Source organism: Thioclava sp. IC9, from assembly GCF_002213225.1.
Classification (GTDB): domain Bacteria; phylum Pseudomonadota; class Alphaproteobacteria; order Rhodobacterales; family Rhodobacteraceae; genus Thioclava; species Thioclava nitratireducens.
In genome coordinates this window covers 383,350-402,059 of the sequence record NZ_NBNX01000001.1, presented here as the reverse complement: position 1 = coordinate 402,059, position 18,710 = coordinate 383,350, and the positions used below count along the sequence as shown (strand labels likewise).

The following is an 18,710-nucleotide window of genomic DNA, read 5'->3' as shown; positions in this document are numbered from 1 at the left end:
CCTTAGAACTGCGTGGAAAGAGACAGATCGAAGTTCTGCGTCTTGTCGTAGCTTTCTTTCTTGATCGCGCGCGAGAAGTTCAGACGCAGCGGGCCGATCGCCGATTTCCAGAACAGCGATACGCCGACCGCGGAACGGACATGCATCGAGTCGTCGACCTCGTTACCGCCAGTGCCGTTGGTGTCATCCAGACCCCAGACGGAGCCAACATCCCAGAACACGCCGCCGGTGATGCCGTATTCCTCGGGCAGACCGATCGGGAACTCCGCTTCGACCTTGCCGACCCAGTAGTAGTTGCCGCCGAGCGCGTCTCTGTTCGCTGCATTGAGATCACGCGGACCGATACCGTAGCTCTCGAAGCCGCGGATCTGGCTACCCGAGAAGCGTTGCAGGATCGTCGAACCATCCGTGGCATCGACCGCGCCGCCTTCGAGCGAGGCGCGCAGCGTCGCTTCCTCGTTGAAGATCTTGCGCTCGCCGACGATCTTCGCGGTGGTCTGGCCACCTTTCACGTCACCGCCCAGGCCCCAGAACTGCTGGTCGACGTTGAAGCGCCAGGTGAAACGCGGGTCGATCTGTTCGCGCGCGGTGTCGTAGCTGTAGCGAAGGCCCGGGCCGCTGTACCGCTGCGAGCCCTTGTCGGTTTCTTCACGCTGCAGGATTTCCGAGGAGTCGGCCGGCACGTTGTTCAGCGTGTCTTCGCCGATCTTGTAGCTTACCTGCAGCCGACCGCGCTCGGAGACCGGGAATTCCAGCGCCGGTTCGATGCTGATACGGCGCGTGTCGTAATTGGTGTTCGTGGCCGAGCTGGACGTCGCATAGATCGCCGAGAATTTCAGCGCCACGTCACGGCCGAGGAAAGCCGGCTCGACGAAGCGGATGCTCGAGCTGTTGTTGTCCTTGGTCGTTCCGAGCGACAGGCCGAGATATTGCCCGCGGCCGAGGAAGTTCTTCTCTTCCAGCGAGGCGTTGAAGCCGATCCCGTCGGTCTTGGAATAGGACGCGCCGAAACCGAGCGAGCCGGTGGGCTGCTCCTCGACGTTCACGTCGACCACGACCTGATCGGAGTTGCTGCCCGGCTTGGTGTTCACGTCGACCGACTTGAAATAGCCGGTGCCACGGATCCGGTCAGCCGCGTTCGAGATCTCGCGCGGGTTGTAGGGGTCGCCTTCGACGGTGCGGAATTCGCGCCGGATCACCCGGTCGAGCGTCGCCGTGTTGCCTTCGATGTCGATGCGCTGCACGAAGACGCGCGGGCCACGGACCAGAACGAAATCGACATTGACCGACTGCGTGCGCGGGTCTTCGGTGATGCGGGGATCGACGCGGACAAATTGCACGCCCTTCTTGATCGCAAGCTGTTCCATCCGGGTCACGGCCAATTCGATCGCCTTTGGCGAGAAGGTCTGACCTTGGCGGATCTTGGTGAGCGGCGCGAACTCGTCAGGCGCAAGCCCGTCGATCTCGGAGCTCGTGTTGATCGCGTTGAAGTGGTATTTCTGCCCTTCGATGATGTTGAAGGTCATGAAGAACGCATCGCGCTGACGCGACATCTGCGAGGACACGCCGGTGACCTGCACGTTCTTGTAGCCGCGCGCCTGGTAGAACTCGATCAGTTTCTGACGGTCGACCGGAATGCGGCTTGCGTTGAACGTGTCGTTCTTCACGAAGGTGCGGAAAATCCCCGCCTGCTTCGTCTCGAGAACCTGACGCAGACGACGATCCGAGAAGGAGCGGTTGCCGGTGAAAGTCACACGTTCGATCGAGGTGACTTTGCCTTCCTTGATCTCGAAGGCCACGTCGACGCGATTGTTGTCGCGGCGAATGACCTTCGGCACGACACGCGCGGCCATGCGGCCATCCTCGGAATAGGCACGCGCCAGACGCTGGGCGTCGGCTTCGATCTGGGCGGGATTGTAGACACGGTTCGGCTTCGCCTGAATGATCGCGGCGAGCTGCGCATCCTTGATGATCTTGTTGCCTTCGAAATTGATCACGCTGATCGTCGGATATTCCGTCACGGCGATCTTGAGCGTGTTGCCCTGCGGCGTGATCGCAACGTTTTCAAACAGGCCGGAATTCGTCAGGCGCTGGTAAGCCGCGTTCAGATCGGCGGCGGTGACGGGCTGATTGCGGGCGATTCTGGCGAAGGACAGAATCGTCGCCGCGTCGACGCGCTCGTTACCGGTGATGACCACCTGCGAGAAGCTGTATTGCTGCGCCTGAGCGATCACGGGAACCGCGAGGCAACTCATTGCAACTGCTGGAAATACTACGCTGGCCCGCAGTGCCTTTCGCGTCGCACAGAGTCTCAGCATAGTTTGCACGCTCATCGACATCGCCCTCTCCCGCCGGAAGTTCACTTTTCCCTTTGGTTAGGGTGGTAGCGAAGGGCGTAACCGATGTCAAAGCTGGGATGGCCCCTCGGCCCCGAGATTTTGTGGACCGCGATCATCTTGCCACGAAGGAAAGGGCCGCGAAGGCGGCCCCGGGATCAAGGAAGAACGGATTTTGCGGGCGTCGCGCCCCTGTCGGCTCCGGCTCAGATGCGCTGGAAACTCGAAGCGGCGGCGCCGAGAATGTCGATCAGTTGAACACCGATCAGAGCCGCACCGAGAAGCGCGACCAGAACCGCCGCGATGAACAGCAGCCGGTCCCCGACAATATCCACCAAGGGGCGGAGTTCGCGATAGTGATGCGCGATGATCTCGGACATGGGTGGTCTCCTTCGCGCGAGTTGCGCCTAAAGGTTCCCTACCCGGCCTTGATGTCGGCATTGCGAGGCAAATGTGGCGAAACCGCGGCACCGCCCGCTCGCGCGCCCATCAGGCCCCGCTCAGTCAGGCCCCGCTCAGCAGGTCAGATCGTTCCACAGCCCGAAGACCATCAGCGTCAGCACCAGCGCCAGCCCGATCGACATGAAGACGTTCATCAACTGATCGGAGGGCGGCTTGCCCGTGATCGCTTCGTAGAGGTGGAACATCAGGTGGCCGCCATCGAGCACCGGGATCGGAAAGAGGTTCAGGAAACCCACAGCCGTCGACAGCACCGCGATGAACCAGATGAAGTCGAGCATCCCCGATTTCGCCGCCGCAGCCGAAGTCTCGGCAATGCGCAGCGCGCCGGTGAGATTACAGCTCGAAATCCGCTGCGCGATCATCGCCTGAATGCCCGAGACCGATTGCGTTATGATGCCCCAGGTCTGGGTCACGCCACCCACCAGCGCATCGACAGGGCCGACCGATTGGGTTACCGGCTCGAACATGAACGAGCCCGTGGCGCCGATCAGGAACCGGGTCTCGAATTGCCCGTCGCCCACCGGTAGATCGGTGCGGCGCGGCTCGAGCGTCACGGAGAACGTCTTGCCCGCATCCCCCTCGGGCCGCCAGATATCGAGCGCGACCGGCTTGCCCGCGCCCGCTTTCACCGCATCCTGCAGATCGATAAAACGATAGACCGGCTTGCCGTCGATCGCCGTGATCACGTCGCCGGCCCGCAGCCCGGCATCATAGGCGGCCGAGCCGGGTTGAACGCCCGCAAATCGCGCCGGGAAAAGCTGCGGTCCCGTGGCGTCGGTTTTGCTGCCATCGCGGGTTACGGTGTAATCGAGCGTCGGCCCTGCGGGCAGTTGATCGACCACGTCGGAGAGCGCTTGATAATCCGGCGTCGGCTTGCCCGCCACCGCGTCGATCACGTCGCCCTGCTGCAGATCGCCTGACCCACCGGGCAGCGCCACGACAGTCTGGATCGCGGGCGTCTCGGTCGCCTTTCCGGCCCAGAGGCTCAATCCCGCGATCACGAGGATAGACAGAATGAAGTTGAAGACGGGCCCTGCCGCCACGGTCGCAGCCCGTGCCCAAAGAGGCGCGCCATGCATGGTGTGGCGGCGTTCCTCGGGGCTCAGGTGCTGCATCTCCTCGACATCGACCCCGGCCGAGGCCGCGTTCGCATCGCCCAGAAACTTGACGTAACCGCCCAATGGCACCGCCGCGATCTGCCAGCGCGTGCCATGCTTGTCGACGCGGCTGATCAGCTTGGGCCCGAAGCCCAGCGAGAAAACCTCTGCCTTGATGCCGGAAATCCGTCCGATGATGTAATGGCCGTATTCATGCACCGCGACGATGATCGAGAGCGCGACGACGAAGGCCACCACGGTATAGAGCAGATTTCCGAATTGGGGCAGCAGGTCCAAAACTCAGATCCTTCCGTGTTCACAGATCGCCATTGCGCGCGCGCGCGCCTCGGCGTCGCAGCTCAGAACCATATCGAGGTCTTTCGCCGCGATTCCAAGCCCCTGATCCCGCAACATCTCGCCCAAGGTGGTCTCGACCAGCGCCGCCATGTCGAGAAATCCGATACGTCCCGCGATGAACAGATCGAGTGCGACTTCCTTGGCGGCGTTGAACACGGTGCCCGTTAGACCGCCCGCTTCCATCACCTCACGCGCCAATCGCAGCGCGGGGAACCGTTGCAGGTCGGGGGTGCGGAAATCGAGTTGTCCGATCTTCGCCAGATCGAGCTTCTCGACCGGAAGCGGCTTTCGCGCGGGCCAGTTGAGAGCATAGCCGATCGCATGGCGCATGTCGGGCACACCCATATGCGCCATCAGCCCGCCATCGTGGAACCCGACCAACGAATGGACGATGCTCTGAGGATGCACGAGGACTTCAATCTGCTCTGGTGCGAAACCGAAGAACTCTTTCGCCTCAATAATTTCCAAGGCTTTGTTAAACATGGACGCGGAGTCGATCGTGATCCGCTGCCCCATGTCCCAATTCGGATGCGCCGAGGCCTCTGCCACGGTCGCATGGGCCAGCTTTTCCATCGGCCAGTCGCGGAATGCGCCACCCGAAGCGGTGATGATAACCCTTTCGACCGCAGCGATATCCTCGCCCACGAGCCCTTGGAAAATCGCCGAATGCTCACTGTCCACCGGCAGGATCGTCGCGCCATGGGTGCGCGCCTCGGCCATCAGGAGCGGCCCGGCGGTGACCAGCGACTCCTTGTTCGCCAGCGCCAACGTCGCCCCTTGCGAGAGCGCCGCGAAGCCGGGTGCGAGCCCCGCCGCGCCGACGATCCCCGACAGAACCCAATCCGCGGGGCGATAGGCCGCCTCGATCAAAGCCTGCGGCCCGGCGGCCACCTCGATCCCGGTCCCGGCGAGTGCATCGCGCAAGGCGGGCAGGCAATCGTCGAATGCGGTTACGGCCAGATCGGCTTTCAGCGCCACGGCCTGCTCGGCCAGTCGCGCAACATTGCGGCCCGCACTCAGCGCCACGACGTCGTAGGCTTCCGCCCCGCCCTGTGCCATCAGCAGATCAAAGCAGCTTTCGCCGATCGAGCCGGTCGCCCCGAAGACCGAAACCTTCCGCATCGTTCAGCCTTCCGTCAGCGGCAGGGTCGTCACCTGCGAGATCAGCATCAGGAACACGACGGCCCCGGTCAGCGCGTCGAACCGGTCGAGCACACCGCCATGGCCCGGGATCAGAGAGGAGCTGTCCTTCACCCCGGTCGCGCGCTTGATCGCGCTTTCGGCGATGTCGCCCAGCTGGCCCGCGAAGGCCAGAAGCGGCGAGATCCAGATCATCGCGAGACCGCCGCCCATCTGGGCAAAGACGAAGCCCACGAGCGCCGCGCCGACCCAGCCGCCGATCGTGCCCGACCATGTCTTCTTCGGGCTGACCTTGGGCCAGAATTTCGGTCCGCCGACCGTCCGGCCGACGAAATATCCCATGATATCAGAGACAACGACCACCGCGACGATCCATGTGATCGCACCCAGCCCCGCGCCCTCTCGCAGCGCGACCAGCCCGTATCCCGTCAGCATGATCGCCAGCGCATAGGCCGCGCCGATCCGGCGCCGCCCGGTGCAGATCACCGCCGCCATGATCGGTACGATCAGCAGGTAAATCAGCCCGTAAGGTTCGTGGATCACGAAGACGAAGGTCAGGGTCGCCGCCGCCACGAGCCCCAGACCCACGGCTTTGCCGGGGCGTTCGGGGCGCAGCATCTCGGTCAGCTCCCAGACCATCAGCCCGGTGACGAGCACCGAGAGCGCCGCGAAGACCGGCCCGCCCCACCAGATCGCGGCAAGCCCGATCGCGACCATTGCAAGCCCGGAGGCGAGCCGCGGGACGAGATCGCCCCATTTGCCGGTCCGCGGCTGACGGGTCACGAGGCGACCCCGCCGAAGCGCCGCTCGCGCCCGGCGAACCGCTCGAGGATGTCCGCAAGCTCGGCCGGGGTGAAATCGGGCCAGAGCGTGGGCGTGAATTCATATTCGGAATAGGCCGCCTGCCACGGCAGGAAATTCGAGGTCCGCGTCTCGCCCGAGCTGCGGATCACCAGATCGGGATCGGGCATCCCCGCGCTGTCTAGCCGGGCCGAGATCAGGGCCTCGTCGACCGCATCGACATCGATCTTGCCCGCGGCCACGTCACGCGCGATGGATTGCGCGGCGCGCTTCAGCTCGTCGCGCCCGCCGTAATTGATCGCAACCGCCAGCGTCAGCTTCGAATTGCCCTTGGTGCGGGTCTCGATCGCGTCCATCGTCTCGCGCAGAAGCGGGTCGAGCGGCGTCCGGTCCCCAATGAAGCGCAGCTCGACGCCCTGACGCGACAGCTCCGCCGCCTCGCGTTTGATCATCAGCCGGAACATCTTCATCAGACCAAGAACTTCCTGCGTCGAACGCTTCCAGTTCTCGGTCGAGAAGGCGTAGATCGTCATGTAGCGGATGCCGAGGTCGGGCGCGGCCTGCACGACCTTCTTGATCTGCTCCGCCCCCTTGCGGTGACCGGCGAGACGCGGCCAGCCCCGCTGGGTGGCCCACCGCCCATTGCCATCCATGATGATCGCGACATGCAGCGGCGCAGGCGCGCCGCCGTCATGCCCCTGCGGGGTTTGGGCGATATCGGGAATGCTAGGGGCCATCGGCGATGTGATCCTTCTCGCGCAGGACGCAATGCGGGGCTGAGGCGGAGGCCTCAGACCTGCATGATTTCGGCTTGCTTGTCTTCCAGCGCCTTGTCGACCTTCGCGATATGCGCGTCGGTCATTTCCTGGACTTCGCTCTCCCAGAGCTTCACGTCATCTTCGGACATGCCGTCGGCCTTGGCCTTCTTGATCTGGTCCATGCCATCGCGGCGCACGTTGCGGATCGCGACGCGGGCGTGCTCTGCATATTGGGCGGCGACCTTGGTCAGTTCGCGGCGGCGTTCCTCGTTGAGCTCGGGGATCGGCAGCATGATGATCGTCCCGTTGGTCTGCGGGTTGATGCCCAGACCCGATTCACGGATCGCCTTCTCGACCTTGCCGACGAGGCCCTTGTCCCAGACGTTGATCGTGACCATCCGCGGCTCGGGCACGTTGACGGTCCCGACCTGGTTGATCGGGGTCATCTGGCCATAGGCTTCGACCTGAACCGGCTCCACCATCGAAGCCGAGGCGCGGCCCGTGCGCAGCGACGCGAATTCATGCTTGAGCGAGCTCATAGCGCCATCCATACGGCGTGCCAGGTCATCGGTATCGATCTCGAAATCGTCGGACATTGGGTATTTCCCCGTTCTTGTTGAGCCTCGGGCCGAGCTTTAGCGCAGCTCGCAGGCGAAAACTAGCATTTGTGATCGTCGCGCGGCGCTCAGCCCTGCACTTTGGTGTAGGTGCCTTCGCCTGCCAGAATGCCGCGGAAGCCACCCGGCTCGTCAAGCGAGAACACGATGATCGGCTTGTTGTTGTCGCGTGCGAGCGCGATCGCCGAGGCATCCATCACTCCGAGATTCTTCTGAAGAACCTCGTCATAGCTGACGGTATCGTACCGCTTCGCATCGTCGAATTTCTTCGGGTCCTTGTCATAGACCCCGTCGACCTTGGTGCCCTTGAAGATCGCTTCGCAGGACATCTCGTTGGCGCGCAGCGTCGCGGCCGTGTCGGTGGTGAAATAGGGGTTGCCGGTGCCGGCGGCGAAGATGCAGACCCGCTTCTTCTCGAGGTGGCGTACGGCGCGGCGGCGGATATAGGGCTCGCAGACCTGATCCATCGGGATGGCCGAGATTACGCGGGTGAAGACGCCCAGACCTTCCAGCGCCGATTGCATCGCCAGCGCGTTCATCACGGTCGCGAGCATCCCCATGTAATCGGCCGTCGTGCGCTCCATCCCCTGAGCAGAGCCCGCAAGCCCGCGGAAAATGTTGCCGCCGCCGATTACCATGCAGATTTCGACACCGAGATCGCGCACCGACTTCACTTCATGCGCTATACGCGACACGGTCGGCGGATGCAGGCCGTAGCCCTGGTCCCCCATCAGCGCCTCGCCCGAGATTTTCAGTAGCACGCGATTGTATTTGGCCGCGGGATGCGTCTCGGCGCTCATCTGATCCTCCGATGGGCTGTTGTCATTGGCGCGCAAAATGATCCAAATAGAGCCGGGGTTCAACCTCTTGCAGAAGCGTTGTTCCCCGAGCCCGACAGAAAGCCTGCAAGAGCCGCCGATGCCGCCTGCCCTGCCCGATATATCGCCGCGAACGCCCGTGCTGATCGCGGGCGCCACGGCGAGCGGAAAATCGGCGCTGGCACTGTCGATCGCCGAAGCCGCGGGCGGCGTCGTGATCAATGCCGACGCGCTTCAGGTCTGGTCCTGCTGGCGGGTGCTGAGCGCGCGACCCTCGCCCGAGGAAGAGGCCCGCGCGCCGCATGCCCTCTACGGGCATCTCGATCCCGGCGCGGACTATTCCGTCGGCCATTGGCTGCGCGATGTCACGCCGCATCTGGAGGCATTTCACGCAGGCGGGCCGCGCCCGATCGTCGTTGGCGGCACCGGGCTCTATTTCACGGCGCTGACGCAGGGATTGGCGGAGATCCCTGAAACGCCAGCGGAAATTCGCGCCGAGGCCGATCAGCGGCGGCTCTCGGAAGGTCATGCGGGGATGCTGGGCGAGCTCGACGCGACGACCCGCGCGAAGATCGATCCGCAGAACCCGATGCGCGTCCAGCGCGCGTGGGAGGTGTTGCGCGCCACCGGCGAAGGCCTCGCCGTGTGGCAGGCCCGCACCCCGCCGCCGCTTCTGCCGCTCGAGACTGCGGCGCCCCTCCACCTCGATCCGGAGCGCGACTGGCTGGCCGAACGCATCGATCGCCGGTTCGATCTGATGCTTGAACAAGGCGCGCTCGACGAGGTTCGCAGGGTGGAGCCGATCTGGGATCCGGATGCGCTTTGGGCGAAGGCGATCGGAGCGCCGGAATTGATCGCGCATTTGCATGGCCAACTCGATCTGAGTGAGGCGCGCAAACGCGCGCAGGCGGCAAGTCGCCAATATGCCAAGCGGCAACGCACATGGTTTCGTAGCCGTATGAAGGCGTGGCACAAGATCACGTAGACTGTGACCCAACGGCAACTGCGCGTCCGGGCTTCTGTGGAAAATTCCTTGGTCGCTAAGCGGGTTGCGGGCTATCCTCCCGCCGTCATCGCTTGGGATCAACGCATCGTGAAGCTCTTTTCCACTCCGCCCCTGTCGCAGCTGTCGCAGGCCAAGACCGTAAGGCCCGGGTCGCAGTCCATGTCCGGCCCGACGCGCGGCGACGTCGGCCAGCCTTCGGAACTGCCCACCGTTCCGCGGGAGCCACGGCTGGTGCAGATCGCCCATCTGGCCAAGGGCGGGCGTTGGCGGGTCGAGGCAATGCGCGCCCATTCCGAACCTTGCCTTCTGTGGTTCTCTCGAGGGCAGGGCCGGATCACGCTGGCGGGCGTGACGCGCGGCTATGGGCCAAATAACGCGATTTTCATCCCGCCGGGCGTGATGCACGGCTTCGAGATTTCCAACCAGACCCACGGTCAGGCGCTGTTCTTCGGGCGCGACAGCGACATCGTCTTGCCGCCCGCCGCCCATCACCTGCGAATCCGGGAGGCGATCGCACAGGGCGAAATCGGCTCGATCTTGGAGGCGATCCAGCGCGAGAACGAGAGCACGCGTCCCGCCGCCGACCGGGCACTGCGCAGCCATCTGGGCCTGCTCAGCGTTTGGCTCGAGCGACAGATCGCGAGCAATGCGAGCGAGGCGATCCGCCCGAGCGCGGCGCGCCGTCTGGTTACGCGCTACGCCGTTCTGGTCGAGCGCGAGTATCGCGCGGGAACGCCGGTCGCGGATATCGCGCGCGAACTGGGCGTAACACCGACCCATCTGTCGCGCGCCTGTCGCGACGCCTGCGGGAAATCGGCTCTGGAACTGATGCAGGAGCGGCGCCTTTACGAAGCCCGCCGCCTGCTGCGCGATACCCCCGTTCCGATCAAGGAGATCGCGCAGCTTCTGGGATATCGCAGCGCCGGATATTTCTCCCGCGCCTTTCAGGCCGGCACCGGCAGTACCCCGATCGCCTTCCGCCGCGCCACCTGAGCGGCGTCTCGCGCCGCGAGGAAGGGCCGGCGGGCTTGCCTTCCGAGCGGGCCCCGGGCCGATCGCCCCGGGGGACTGCGACCGGCCGACGCGTGGGTCGCGTCTGGGCGAATTCGTCCCATCACGCCAAGGGCGACGATACCTCGCAGCCTCGATCCGTGCGCCGAGGCGGCGGGGAAATCGCCCTCGCGCGTTTGTCACAGCGATGTGCGTCTTTGGAACGAGCCCATGGATCAGACGCATCATGCAGCGCTCGCGGTGCCATCGCGTTGCGGTAGGGTGAAACTCGAAACGGCGGCGATCAGCTGCGCGCTCTCGGACAGCATCGCGCGGCTGGCAGCGGCGCTGCGGTCGAACATCGCGGCCCCACGCTGCGTTGCCTGATCCAGTTGGTGCACCGCAGTGTTGATTTCGGCGATACCATTCGCCTGTTCCCCCGAAGAAGCCGCGATTTCCGAGACCCGGTCATGGATTTCGCGCACCGAGCCCACGATCCGCGCTAGAGCCGCACCGGTCTGGCCGACCAGACTCACGCCGGATTGCACCTGCCGGTCCGAGGAAGAGATCAGCTCTGAGATTTCCTTAGCGGCTTCGGAGGAGCGCTGCGCCAGCGCGCGCACTTCCGAAGCGACGACCGCGAAGCCCCGGCCCGCCTCGCCCGCCCGTGCGGCCTCGACCCCGGCGTTGAGCGCGAGCAGGTTGGTCTGGAAGGCAATATCGTCGATCACCGAAGTGATCCGCGAAATCGCCTTTGCAGAGGTCTCGATCTCCGCCATCGCGGCCACCGCGCTATCCACTACGTTGGAGCCGCTCTCGGCATGTCCGCGCGCGTCGCTGGCAAGATCGCGCGCCGACTGCGCCCCTTCCGCTGCCGATTGGACCGAGACCGTAAGTTCGTTGAGGGCCGCCGCAGTTTGTTCGAGCGTTGCGGCATTGCGCTCTGTCTGGGCGCTGAGTTCATCGGCGGAGTTTGCGATTGCGCGGGCCTCGCCGTCGATATGCCGTGCCCCGCTGTCGATCTGACTCAGCGAAGCGGCAAGCTGGGCCACGGCCGCGTTGAAGTCGTGGCGGAGTTTTTCATACTCGCCGGGCAGTTCGTGATCGAGCGAAGCACCGAGATCGCCGCGCGCGAGCGCATCGAGCCCCGCAGCGAGCGTATTCACGATGGTCTTCTGATCCGCGAGAGCTTGCCGCGACTCTTCCTCGCGCTGGCGCAGGGCTGCCTGTTCCACGGCTTCGGCTTCGCGCTCCGCGCGTTGCGCGGCCTCTGCCTCAGCGCGGCGAGCCTCCTCGGCCTGCGCGACCTCTTCCTGACGCGCGCGATCCGCCTTTCGGGCATTTTCCTCTTCGAGACGCAGGCTCTCCTGCATTTCGGCGTTCCGCTCGATATTCTCGGCGAAGACCTGAAGCGCCCGTGCCATCTCGCCCAGCTCATCGCGCCGCTTGGCGCCCGAAACCTTGACCTGCGTATCCCCTTTTGCAATCGCATCGGTCGCCCGCGCCAATGCGCCGATCGGGCGCGTGATCCGTCCACCCGCGATCCAGGCGATCAACCCGGAGACGACGAAGGCCGCAGCAATCAAGCCGAGCGAAATCTGCCAGATCATTCGCCGCAGAGCCGCCAGCTCATCGGCGCTCAGTTCCACAGTCGCGGCACCGACGACGTCGCCGGAGAAATCCCGCACCGGTGTCGCGCGCAGCACGTAGTCCGCCCCGTCATGGGAGATCCACTTGTCGACCGTTTCGCCTGCGCGCAATGCCGCGAAATCCGCGTCGTTCAGCGGGTTCCGCTCATCCACGGTGAAGGCGAGCCGTTCTGGCTTCCCGTCCCCGAGGAGACCGAAATATTCATACTCGGAGCCGGTCTGGGCCTTGAGCGCGTCGAAGAAGGTTTGTCCGATATTGAGGCCGATCTCGACCGAACCGACCTGCTTGCCCTCGTGGAAGACCGGGGCGACGCCCCGCGCGCCGATCCCCGCCTTGCCCGATTCCAGCGCCGCGACCGGCTTGCCGGTCTCGTTCACCGTGACCACGGTCTTGCGAAACCCCGACAGATCGTCGCCGCGTTTTTCCAGCTTGTGGATACGGATCAGCGACGTTGCAGGCGCCAGATGGAACTGAAACTGCGCCACGCCGGTCTCGTCGCGCAAGACCGGCCAGTTCGGCGCGAAGATCGCTTCCAGCGCAGCATCGTCGCGCGCAGCCATTGCTGCCTGTACCTGCGGCAATCCTGCGATCAGCAGCGCCCGGTCGCGCGCACCGACACTCGCGGCCTCGATCGCGCTACGCATCCGTTCCTCGGCCGCATTCAGATTGCGCACGCGCGAGACATCCTCGAGCTTGCCACCGACCCAGAACATCCCCGCTGCCATCAGCGCGCAGGCGATGAGCGAGATCACGATTGGCAACAACAGGATTTGCCGGCGAATGGACATGTCGGACCCTTTCTCAAAGTCAGTCGGATCCGGACTAGAACGATTCTCCTAACATCTCGTTCACGCGATATCGGCGGCCCGCCGCGCCGCATAGAAATGGGCCGCGCCCTTTCAGGCGCGGCCCGGGTTTCGGGGAGGTAAACCCTATCAGAAGAAGCCGAGCTTGTTCGGGTTGTAGCTGACCAGCATGTTCTTGGTCTGCTGGTAGTGATCGAGCATCATCTTGTGGGTCTCGCGACCGATGCCCGACTGCTTGTACCCGCCGAAGGCCGCGTGGGCCGGATAGGCGTGGTAGTTGTTAACCCAGACGCGGCCCGCCTCGATCCCGCGACCGAAGCGATAGGCACGCGAGCCGTCACGGGTCCAGACACCGGCGCCAAGGCCGTACATCGTGTCATTGGCGATCTCGAGCGCCTCTGCCTCGTCCTTGAAGGTCGTGACCGACACCACGGGGCCGAAGATTTCCTCCTGGAAGACCCGCATCTTGTTGTGGCCTTTCAGGATCGTCGGCTGGATGTAGAAGCCGTTCGCCAGATCGCCGTTGAAGCGCGCGGCGTCACCGCCGGTGAGCACCTCGGCCCCTTCTTCGCGACCGATGCTCAGATAGGACATGATCTTGTCATGCTGCTCCTGGCTCGCTTGCGCGCCGACCATCGTCTCCATCACGCGAGGGTCGCCCTGCTTGATGGCTTCGACGCGGGCAATGCAACGCTCCATGAACTTCTCGTAAATGTCCTCCTGAATGAGCGCGCGGCTCGGACAGGTGCAGACTTCACCCTGATTGAAGGCAAACAGCACGAAGCCTTCGACCGCCTTGTCGAGGAATGCATCATCCTCGGCCATCACGTCGGAGAAGAAGATGTTGGGCGACTTGCCGCCAAGTTCCAAGGTGACCGGGATCAGGTTCTCCGTCGCGGCCTGCATGATCTTGCGGCCCGTCGCGGTGGAGCCGGTGAAGGCGATCTTGGCGATGCGCGAGGAGCGCGCCAGCGCCGCGCCGACTTCCGCGCCGTAGCCGTTGACGATGTTGAGAACGCCATCGGGCAGCAGGTCGGCGATGACTTCAGCCACGACCATGATCGCTGCCGGAGTCTGCTCGGCCGGTTTCAGCACCACGCAGTTGCCTGCCGCCAGCGCCGGCGCCAGCTTCCATGCCGCCATCAGCACCGAGAAGTTCCACGGGATGATCTGCCCGACGACGCCCAGCGGCTCGTGGAAGTGATAGGCGACGGTATCGGCGTCGATTTCCGACATCGTGCCTTCCTGGCTGCGCAGAACGCCCGCGAAATAGCGGAAATGGTCGACGGCGAGCGGGATGTCGGCGGCCGTGGTCTCGCGGATCGGCTTGCCGTTGTCCCAGGTTTCGGCCGCGGCGATCAAGTCGAGATTTTCCTCGATCCGGTCGGCGATCTTGAGAAGGACGTTCGAGCGTTCGGCAGCCGAGGTCTTACCCCATGCGTCTTTCGCGGCATGGGCGGCATCAAGCGCGGCTTCGATATCCGCCTCGTTCGAATGGGCGACTTCGCAGACCTTGCCGCCAGTGATCGGTGTGATGTTGTCGAAATACTTGCCGCTTTTCGGGGGCACGAACTTGCCGCCGATGAAGTTGTCGTAGCGGTCGCGGAACGGCGACACGGAAACGCCTTTGAACTCGGGCGTCATATCATTGGCCATTGGTCTTCCTCCCAGTTTAGAGCGCAACCGACAGGGCCGCGCAGCATGGGGCTCAGCTTGCCTAATCGCGCACGCTACGCATAGCCGGCCTGCGCTGGGGGAATACGTCATCTGTATCAGACCTGAGACAGGTGCAGGCGCAGCATTCAGAGGAAGGAGGGGCGCCGCCCCGCACCCGCGGAACCGCCGGAATACTTTCAGGACCGAAGGGGAGCGTCGCTAGCTCCGTCTCCACGTTTTCGACAGGTTGTGGCGGTGAATCTTGTGCATGCGAAGAGCAGACAGCGCACCAGAAGCCCTGTCGGCGCTCGCCGACCGACCGTGTCAGATACCGGCGCTACGACCCGAATTTCACGGTTGCGACGAGGCGACTTTTACCGTCGCTACGGGGACCGTTTTCACGAGTTTATATTGCGCGTTATAGTCTTGAATGACCTTCTTGCCTGCGCTTTGGCTCGCGAAGCTCCATTGCCCGGTCTCGGCGCCCTTCACGATCAGGGAATACACAGCGAGCTCCATGGCACGCCGCACCGCGAAGGTCTTGGGCTCGTTCCGCGTGACGCCGGTCTCGAGTTCGAGAATCTTGTCTGTCGCGACGAAACGGAAGACATCGCCCTGCAATTGAACGGAATATATCGTCTTGGTCGTTGTAACCGAGGTCAAGACCCGCCCAGTGGAGACGCTGACGGCCCGAAGCGCGACCGTAACGACGTTCTTGCGATATTCGTGGGTTCCGCCGATCCCGAGGAAACGAGCGCCAAATCCACCGGTCTGCACGCTGCTATCGTAACCGACGATCGAGCCTTCCATGATGATCCCGGCGAAGCGCAGAGGAGGCAGCGCAGCCTTGCCGCCATAAGCCTTCTGCGTCTGCTCGATTATGCTTCTTTCCTTGAGAAGATCGTCGACATTGTTGCGTTCGACGACGTTGAACCACTTTCCGTTACCTACTGAAGTGAGAACATCGGTGAGGATGTCCGCGCCGCCTTGGGTCACGGCCCGAGAGAAATCGGCAAAATCACTGTTGGGTTTGTTCTGACCAGTGAGATCGGGGAAATCATAGACAGCGACATCGATCGGCCGCGCAGGGGGCGGAAGATAATCGAGGCTGATCTTCGTGCTCGAGTTTTCTTGGAGCACTGGCTTTTCCGCGAACATCATATCGCTTTGATGCGGAAAATTAGCCCCACAGCCTGACAAAGTGAAGCCAGCGACAACGGCGAACGCCAAACGTAATACTGATTTCATAACTTCCACTTTTTAGTTGCTCGCCCTGTTGGGGGCCTGCCGCACTGGAGTTTGCTTTTATTGGTTCGTCGTCGTCCCAGAGCCAATTCCTGCGGTCGGAGCCGTCGGCGTCCCCGTATTGATGGGGATGATGATCGTAGGACCGCCGATACTGCCACCGGTGGAACCTCCTCCACCGATCCCAGGGGTCGTCGTGCCGCCTCCGCTGCTCTGGTTCAAATCGGTGATGGTCGCGGTCTTCTGGGTATCGGCAAGTCCGAAGAGAAAGCTGCCGTAATTCGGATTCCCACCGAAATCGGGGTTCTTGAACTTGAAGATGAGTTCCTGCGCAGACGCAGATCCAGCCGCGAGAGTGATCGAGAGAGCGAAAAGTCCCAATGCTGTCGAAAGTTTATTCATGCGTGCCTCACAGCAAAATTTTGCGTCACGTCAAAACCAATTGTTTCAGCAATGACATATTTTCGCAAAGAATTCCATTGCCGATCGCTTGAACCGGCAGCTTGGCGGGTCGTGTTGTTTTCGCGTCACGATCGAAAAACACCTCAAGATGAAACTCGATCATGGATTTATGACGATCGAGCCATCTGGCGCTCGCGCAATCGAGTAACTCGCCGGAGCGGATGAGCGTCCCTGGATCACACCGACCTTGAAGCGTCCGGTCGGCGACCGGGAATTCGTCGTCGGCGACGATGAAGAGCGAACCATCTGGTCAGAAACGTTAAGGGCTAGACGTTTTCCGACACCGAATTGTGACACGGATACGTCGGTGTCGTTCCCGGTGACGGTGACCGAAGACTGGTTCCAGACCCCTTGCTGGTAAAGACCGACCGTATTTCTGTGGCCGTTGATCCCGATAAAGGATGAATTCAGACCGCCGACCTGCACCGCCAGCGCCGCGTTCAGGCTTCCCTGGTTCACCGTGAGTGCCGAATTTTGGACACCCGCCTGAATAAGTGCGGAACTGTTTCGGCTGCCAGATGAGATTTGCGCGCCGACATTACGTTGACCGGCTTGGAAAACACTCTGCATGTGTTTTGCGCCAAAGGCGACGTTCGCAGCGCCATTGTGAGAGCCAATTTGCTGCAAGTAAGCTTCTTGAGCGACCGCGGACGAACTGCAGACTATCACGAATGCAGCCGTCATCAGCCACTGCGACGAGCGCGGCGGCATGATCCCCACCTCTCTTTTTCAAGACAGCAGCCCTACGCCCGCACACACTCGGGCGGGCGTAGGAAAGAGTTTCAACTCAACTTAGTTGATGGTCGCGTGCGAGCCGTACGGGAAGCTCGCATGGGCAATCGGCGACGGCAGCGGAGCCGTACCAACCGACATACCGAAGGTCGGCGTCGAGATCGAACCGTAGGTCTGCTGATACATGGCACCGGCGCCGTCGTTCTGCTGCCAGTTCACACCGACGTTGTTGTTACCTTCCTGGATCGTCTGCGCCCTGAAGTTAACGTGCTCCACGCCCGGACCCTGGTTAGCCAACTGAACCGTTACAGCCTTGTTGTTGCCATTGGGAAAGCCCCGCGCGCTTTGAATGACCAGCGAGTTCATTTGAGCGCCCGAACCCGTGTCGCGATTGGCGCCTTGGGTCGAATTGTCGAAAGTCGTGTCGACCTGATACGTCATCGCGGTGTTGTCATTACCACGGCTCAGGTTCGCTGCGCGGAAGCCAACACCCTGTTGCGCAATGACCTGCCTCACATTCGATCCGTTGCTATATTCGGAATAGTTAAGACCGGTCAGATTGTCGCCAAGCTGCGTGATGTATGCGTCTTGCGCATGCGCACCACCCGCGATGAGCAGCGCGGCTGCTGTTACTGCAAAAAGTTTCATGATCATCTTCCCCACTCAGTTAAAATTTGCCACTGGTCAAATCGTGATCAGAACAATGTCGCCAACCACAACGTACCGCGACGTCAGGTAGTAAACGCGCCGCATCTCAGTCTCGCAAGAGCAATGGTTAAAGAATGTGCCATTTTCTCGCCACATTCTAAACAAAATCATCAAATCAATTGAATTGTCGTCAATTATCGAATAGCGCCCCAGCTATATTTCAATTTCAGATTTAATTAGAATATATGTTTTCAACCAAAAATTGAATTTCGAATCTATGCTTTTTCGCGCATATAAGAATATTCGAGTCGACTGAGGCTTCGCATGCTTCGCAAACACCCACAACCAACGTGTTCGAAATAAGTTCGGCCCGGAAAGTTCGAGAGCGCGCAGCTTTGCTCGAAGATTACTTGAAACCGAAATCTGAAGGCAGCGCCACCTGTCAGTAGGATCTCCGACTGCGAGCGTGAGACGCCTCCAGGCGCCGACCTTGCCGGACGCCCGTCAATTGATAAGAAACCAAATTGGAGGTCGAGGCGTGCTCGTGCCTTGCACATCACCCCGCCGCATCGTTAGCGCGGCAGCCCGCGCGACGTCTCACAGGCAGCCGGATCGTCGCCTAGCGTTGAACAACCAAAGCCCGATTATAGCTACCGGTCTGGCTGACGGATGCCATGGCTCGGTTACCGGTTTGATAAATGGATGCGCCGTTCCTCGTGCCGCTTTGCACAAGCGACGCCATGTTGAAGTTGCCGGTCTGCTTAATCGAGCCCGCCTGGACGCCTACCTGATAGAGCATGCTGGTATTGGACGTCCCCGTGCTCTGCACGTCCGCGAGCGCACCGGATGCCGGGGGAGTCGCCACCGGAAAGCCGCTCAGGTCCACACTCGTTATGCTTGGCTCCAAATGGAGATTTGCGATCTGCAGCTGCACATCGGGAAGGGCCTGTACAATTTTCGGCTGTGGCACAGTCAGGGTCATCGGACCCGCAGACACTTGCGCCAAGTAAGCCTCGCCCGCCACACCCTGCACCGGGATGCTAAGAGCTAGCACCGCACTTGCAATTACCATTCTGCTCATCATTCGCCTCTGCCCTATGCTTTGCCTCAGGCACGCCGCGGGTATCGG

17 protein-coding genes are annotated in these 18,710 nt (G+C 62.4%); 2 read left to right on the top strand and 15 right to left on the bottom strand.

The window, feature by feature from the left end:
• Window positions 1-2 precede the first annotated feature (2 nt).
• The 8 genes from bamA to pyrH form a co-directional block, all read right to left on the bottom strand.
• Window positions 3-2,255: an outer membrane protein assembly factor BamA gene (gene bamA / locus B6V76_RS01810; protein WP_088726504.1), complete on the bottom strand. Its 2,253-nt coding sequence runs from the start codon at window positions 2,253-2,255 to the stop codon at window positions 3-5.
• Between the two features lie 287 nt (window positions 2,256-2,542).
• Window positions 2,543-2,716, bottom strand: coding sequence for a hypothetical protein (locus tag B6V76_RS19815; RefSeq protein ID WP_166504519.1), 174 nt, complete (start codon window positions 2,714-2,716; stop codon window positions 2,543-2,545).
• 135 nt (window positions 2,717-2,851) lie between these two features.
• The gene (gene rseP / locus B6V76_RS01805; RefSeq protein WP_233243035.1) at window positions 2,852-4,192 is read right to left on the bottom strand and encodes an RIP metalloprotease RseP; all 1,341 of its coding nucleotides are present in this window, start codon (window positions 4,190-4,192) and stop codon (window positions 2,852-2,854) included.
• Window positions 4,193-4,195: 3 nt separating this feature from the next.
• Window positions 4,196-5,374 carry a 1-deoxy-D-xylulose-5-phosphate reductoisomerase gene (dxr, locus tag B6V76_RS01800; RefSeq protein WP_240497785.1) on the bottom strand — a complete coding sequence of 393 codons (1,179 nt, stop codon included), beginning with the start codon at window positions 5,372-5,374 and terminating at the stop codon, window positions 4,196-4,198.
• 3 nt (window positions 5,375-5,377) lie between these two features.
• A complete protein-coding gene (locus tag B6V76_RS01795; protein ID WP_075774892.1) occupies window positions 5,378-6,175 on the bottom strand; it encodes a phosphatidate cytidylyltransferase in 798 nt (265 codons plus the stop codon).
• Window positions 6,172-6,930, bottom strand: coding sequence for a polyprenyl diphosphate synthase (uppS, locus tag B6V76_RS01790; RefSeq protein WP_088718561.1), 759 nt, complete (start codon window positions 6,928-6,930; stop codon window positions 6,172-6,174). Before uppS ends, B6V76_RS01795 begins: the two co-directional genes overlap by 4 nt.
• 53 nt (window positions 6,931-6,983) lie before the next feature.
• Window positions 6,984-7,547, bottom strand: a complete 564-nt coding sequence (gene frr, locus B6V76_RS01785; RefSeq protein WP_075774893.1) for a ribosome recycling factor — start codon at window positions 7,545-7,547, stop codon at window positions 6,984-6,986.
• Window positions 7,548-7,636: 89 nt separating this feature from the next.
• Window positions 7,637-8,368 carry a UMP kinase gene (pyrH, locus tag B6V76_RS01780; RefSeq protein WP_075774894.1) on the bottom strand — a complete coding sequence of 244 codons (732 nt, stop codon included), beginning with the start codon at window positions 8,366-8,368 and terminating at the stop codon, window positions 7,637-7,639.
• A 118-nt stretch (window positions 8,369-8,486) separates the two neighbouring features.
• Here pyrH and miaA point away from each other — a divergent pair, with 118 nt between their 5' ends.
• Together miaA and B6V76_RS01770 are read left to right on the top strand one after the other, a co-directional pair.
• Window positions 8,487-9,371, top strand: coding sequence for a tRNA (adenosine(37)-N6)-dimethylallyltransferase MiaA (gene miaA, locus B6V76_RS01775; RefSeq protein ID WP_088726503.1), 885 nt, complete (start codon window positions 8,487-8,489; stop codon window positions 9,369-9,371).
• 180 nt (window positions 9,372-9,551) lie between these two features.
• Window positions 9,552-10,385: an AraC family transcriptional regulator gene (locus B6V76_RS01770; protein WP_077701379.1), complete on the top strand. Its 834-nt coding sequence runs from the start codon at window positions 9,552-9,554 to the stop codon at window positions 10,383-10,385.
• A gap of 242 nt (window positions 10,386-10,627) precedes the next feature.
• Here B6V76_RS01770 and B6V76_RS01765 read toward each other — a convergent pair whose 3' ends face one another.
• From B6V76_RS01765 to B6V76_RS01735, 7 genes are all read right to left on the bottom strand, one after another.
• Window positions 10,628-12,820, bottom strand: coding sequence for a methyl-accepting chemotaxis protein (locus B6V76_RS01765; RefSeq protein ID WP_088726502.1), 2,193 nt, complete (start codon window positions 12,818-12,820; stop codon window positions 10,628-10,630).
• A 147-nt stretch (window positions 12,821-12,967) separates the two neighbouring features.
• Window positions 12,968-14,494 (bottom strand): aldehyde dehydrogenase, encoded by a 1,527-nt coding sequence (gene adh / locus B6V76_RS01760; protein WP_088718557.1) that lies wholly within the window; start codon window positions 14,492-14,494, stop codon window positions 12,968-12,970.
• A gap of 351 nt (window positions 14,495-14,845) precedes the next feature.
• Window positions 14,846-15,742, bottom strand: coding sequence for a CsgG/HfaB family protein (locus B6V76_RS01755; protein WP_088726501.1), 897 nt, complete (start codon window positions 15,740-15,742; stop codon window positions 14,846-14,848).
• Window positions 15,743-15,799: 57 nt separating this feature from the next.
• Window positions 15,800-16,141: a curli assembly protein CsgF gene (locus B6V76_RS01750; protein WP_088718555.1), complete on the bottom strand. Its 342-nt coding sequence runs from the start codon at window positions 16,139-16,141 to the stop codon at window positions 15,800-15,802.
• Between the two features lie 159 nt (window positions 16,142-16,300).
• Window positions 16,301-16,912: a hypothetical protein gene (locus B6V76_RS01745; protein ID WP_088724350.1), complete on the bottom strand. Its 612-nt coding sequence runs from the start codon at window positions 16,910-16,912 to the stop codon at window positions 16,301-16,303.
• 81 nt (window positions 16,913-16,993) lie between these two features.
• Window positions 16,994-17,581: a hypothetical protein gene (locus B6V76_RS01740; RefSeq protein WP_141104866.1), complete on the bottom strand. Its 588-nt coding sequence runs from the start codon at window positions 17,579-17,581 to the stop codon at window positions 16,994-16,996.
• Window positions 17,582-18,200: 619 nt separating this feature from the next.
• Window positions 18,201-18,662 (bottom strand): hypothetical protein, encoded by a 462-nt coding sequence (locus tag B6V76_RS01735; protein ID WP_166504518.1) that lies wholly within the window; start codon window positions 18,660-18,662, stop codon window positions 18,201-18,203.
• Window positions 18,663-18,710: the final 48 nt, after the last annotated feature.